The following is a 3,362-nucleotide window of genomic DNA, read 5'->3' as shown; positions in this document are numbered from 1 at the left end:
GCGCATCGCGGCGGAGGGCGGCGCCGTGCTGGCCGAGGCGCCGCTCGGCACCGCGCCGCTGGCCCGCCACTTCCCGCGCCGGAACCGCATCGTCGCCGGCCTGGTGCTCGGTGTCGTCGTGGTGGAGGCGGCGCAGCGCTCCGGCAGCCTGATCACGGCGCGGCTGGCGCTGGAGGGCGGGCGCGAGGTCTTCGCCGTGCCCGGCAACCCGCTCGACCCTCGCGCGCGGGGCGGCAACGACCTGATCCGCCAGGGCGCGCATCTGGTGGAGACCGCCGAGGACGTGCTGGCGCAGCTGCCGCCGGCGCCCCGCGACGCGCCCCTGTTCAGGCCGCGCGCCCTGCCCGATCCGGGCGAGACCGAGGCCGAGATCGCCCCCGAGCCCATGGGCACGGAGACGAAAGTGCTTGAAATGATTGGCTTGACGCCGGTGGCCGTTGACGATCTGGTCCGGCGCTGCCACCTCTCCGCCCCGTCGGTGCGGGCGATCCTGCTGGACCTGGAACTGTCCGGGCTGGTGGAGGCCCTTCCCGGCGACCGGGTCGCGCGGACTCCCCGCTAGGCCTTGAGGCTCGTCCTCCGCAGCCGAACCCACGAGGCGAACACAGGACAAGATGACCGACGTCGTCGTGGTCGAGAGCCCCGCCAAGGCCAAGACCATCAACAAGTATCTTGGCCGCGACTTCCGGGTGCTCGCCTCCTTCGGGCATGTCCGCGACCTGCCGCCCAAGGACGGATCCGTCCGTCCGGAGGAGGATTTCGCGATGGACTGGGAGGCCGACGAGCGCGGCGAGCGGCAGGTGCGCGAGATCGCCCAGGCGCTGAAGGGCGCGCGGCGCCTGTTCCTGGCGACCGACCCCGACCGCGAGGGCGAGGCGATCTCCTGGCATGTGAAGGACATGCTGGCCCGCCGCGGCGCGCTGAAGGGCGTCGAGGTCAACCGCATCACCTTCAACGAGATCACCAAGCGCGCGATCCAGACCGCGCTCGCGGCGCCGCGCGACCTCGACACCCCGCTGATCGAGGCCTACCTGGCGCGCCGCGCGCTCGACTACCTGGTCGGCTTCAACCTCTCGCCCGTGCTGTGGCGCAAGCTCCCCGGGTCCAAGTCGGCCGGCCGCGTGCAGTCGGTCGCACTGCGCCTGATCTGCGAGCGCGAGGCGGAGATCGAGGCCTTCCGGGCGCGCGAATACTGGACCGTCGAGGCGCGCTTCGCGACCCCGACCGGGGCGCACTTCACGGCACGCCTGACGCATCACGAAGGCCGGAAACTCGAGCAGTTCGACCTGCCGGACGAGGCCAGCGCGATGCGGGCCAAGGCGGCGGTCGAGTCGGGCAGCTTCGGCGTCGTCTCCGTCGAGAAGAAGCGGACTCGGCGGAACCCGCCGCCGCCCTTCACCACCTCCACCTTGCAGATGGAGGCCAGCCGCAAGCTGGGCATGGGCGCGCAGCAGACCATGCGCACCGCGCAGCAGCTCTACGAGGGCGTCGAGATCGGCGGCGAGACGGTCGGGCTCATCACCTACATGCGCACCGACGGCGTGCAGATGGCGCGCGAGGCGGTCTTCGCGATCCGCGACCATGTGAAGTCGGCCTTCGGCGCGGACTACGTGCCGGGCGCGCCGCGCGAGTATTCCTCCAAGGCGAAGAACGCGCAGGAGGCGCATGAAGCGATCCGGCCGACCGACGTCTCCCGCACGCCGGAGCAGGTGGCCCGCTTCCTCGATGAGCGGCAGCGGCGGCTCTACGAGCTGATCTGGAAGCGCGCCGTCGCCAGCCAGATGCAATCGGCCGAGCTCGACCAGACGACGGTGGAGATCGCCGACGCCTCCGGCCGCACAAGGCTGCGCGCCACCGGGTCGGTCATCGCCTTCGACGGCTTCCTGCGTCTGTATCGCGAGGACGAGGACGACCGCGCGGCGGATGCCCGCGCGGGGCTCGCCACAAGCGCGGTCGAGGAGGAGGACGAGCGCACCCTGCCGCCGATGCGCGAGCGCGATGCGCTGAAGACCCAGGGCGTGCAGGCGAACCAGCACTTCACCCAGCCGCCGCCGCGCTATTCCGAGGCGTCGCTGGTGAAGAAGCTGGAGGAGCTCGGCATCGGCCGGCCCTCCACCTACGCCTCGATCCTGCAGGTGCTGCAGGACCGGGAATATGTCCGACTCGACAAGCGCCGTTTCATCCCGGAGGACCGCGGCCGGCTGGTCACCGCCTTCCTCGTGGCCTTCTTCGAACGCTACGTGGACACCGGCTTCACGGCGGGGCTCGAGGAACGGCTCGACGACATCTCCGGCGGGCGGGCGGATTGGCGCGCGGTGATGCGCGACTTCTGGCGCGACTTCTCCAAGGCGCTGGAAGGCACGAGCGAGCTGCGGATCAGCGACGTGATCGACGCGCTGGATGCCGAGCTCGGGCCGCATTTCTTCCCGCAACGCGAGGGCGCCGGCGATCCGCGCGCCTGCCCGTCCTGCTCGGGCGGGCGGCTCGGGCTGCGCCTTGGGCGGACGGGCGCCTTCATCGGCTGCTCGAACTACCCCGAATGCCGCTACACACGCCCGCTCGCGGTCCCGGGGGCGGATGGCGACAAGGCGGCGGGCGGCTTCGACGGGCAGCGCAGCCTCGGCGCCGATCCGGCGACGGGGCAGGACGTGACGCTGCGGCGCGGCCCCTACGGCGTCTATGTGCAGCTCGGCGAGGGCGGCACTGACGCCAAGGGCAAGCCGACCAAGCCGCGGCGCGCCAGCCTGACGCGCGACATGAATCCGGAGACGCTCGACCTGGAGGCGGCGCTGGCGCTGCTCTCGCTGCCGCGGCCGATCGGGCGCGATCCGGAGACGGGCGAGGAGATCACGGCGGGCATCGGCCGCTTCGGGCCCTATGTGCGGCTCGGCAATGTGTACCAGTCGCTCGAGCCGGGCGACGACGTGCTGACGCTCGGCATGAACCGCGCGATGGACCTGCTGGCCAAGGCGCGGGCGAAGGTGCGGCTGCTCGGCCAGCATCCGAAGGACGGCGCACCGGTCGAGATCCGGAAGGGGCGCTTCGGCCCCTATGCGATGCACGGCAAGACGGTCGCCAACCTGCCGCGCGGGGTCGAGATGGAGGCGATGACGCTCGACGAGGCCGTCGCTTTGCTGGCCGAGAAGGGCAAGGAGATGGCGCCGCGCGGCAAGGCGGGTGCCAAGGGCGCGCGCGGCAAGAAGGCAGCGCCGCGCAGGGCGGCCGGCAACGGCGCGGCGGCCGAGGCACCGGCGGCGAAGAAGGCCGCGCCGGTGCGCAAGGCGGCCGCGAAGAAACCCGCGGCAAAGAAGGCGCCCGCGAAGGCGCCGGGCGCCAAGGCCGCGGCGAAGAAGCCGGGCGCG

At 72.2% G+C, this 3,362-nt stretch carries 2 protein-coding genes; both read left to right on the top strand.

The genetic code is table 11. From position 1 onward, the window contains the following. Positions 1–562, top strand: a 562-nt coding sequence (locus tag L2I40_RS20855; RefSeq protein WP_237217091.1) for a DNA-processing protein DprA, incomplete at its 5' end; no start/stop codon positions are given. A 52-nt stretch (positions 563–614) separates the two neighbouring features. Continuing rightward, positions 615–3,362: type I DNA topoisomerase (gene topA, locus L2I40_RS20850; protein WP_237217090.1), on the top strand; the 2,748-nt coding region annotated here is incomplete at its 3' end.

The sequence above is a fragment of the Falsiroseomonas oryziterrae genome (genome assembly GCF_021864505.1).
Classification (GTDB): Bacteria; Pseudomonadota; Alphaproteobacteria; order Acetobacterales; family Acetobacteraceae; genus Falsiroseomonas; species Falsiroseomonas oryziterrae.
This window is presented reverse-complemented; position numbering and strand designations above follow the sequence as displayed.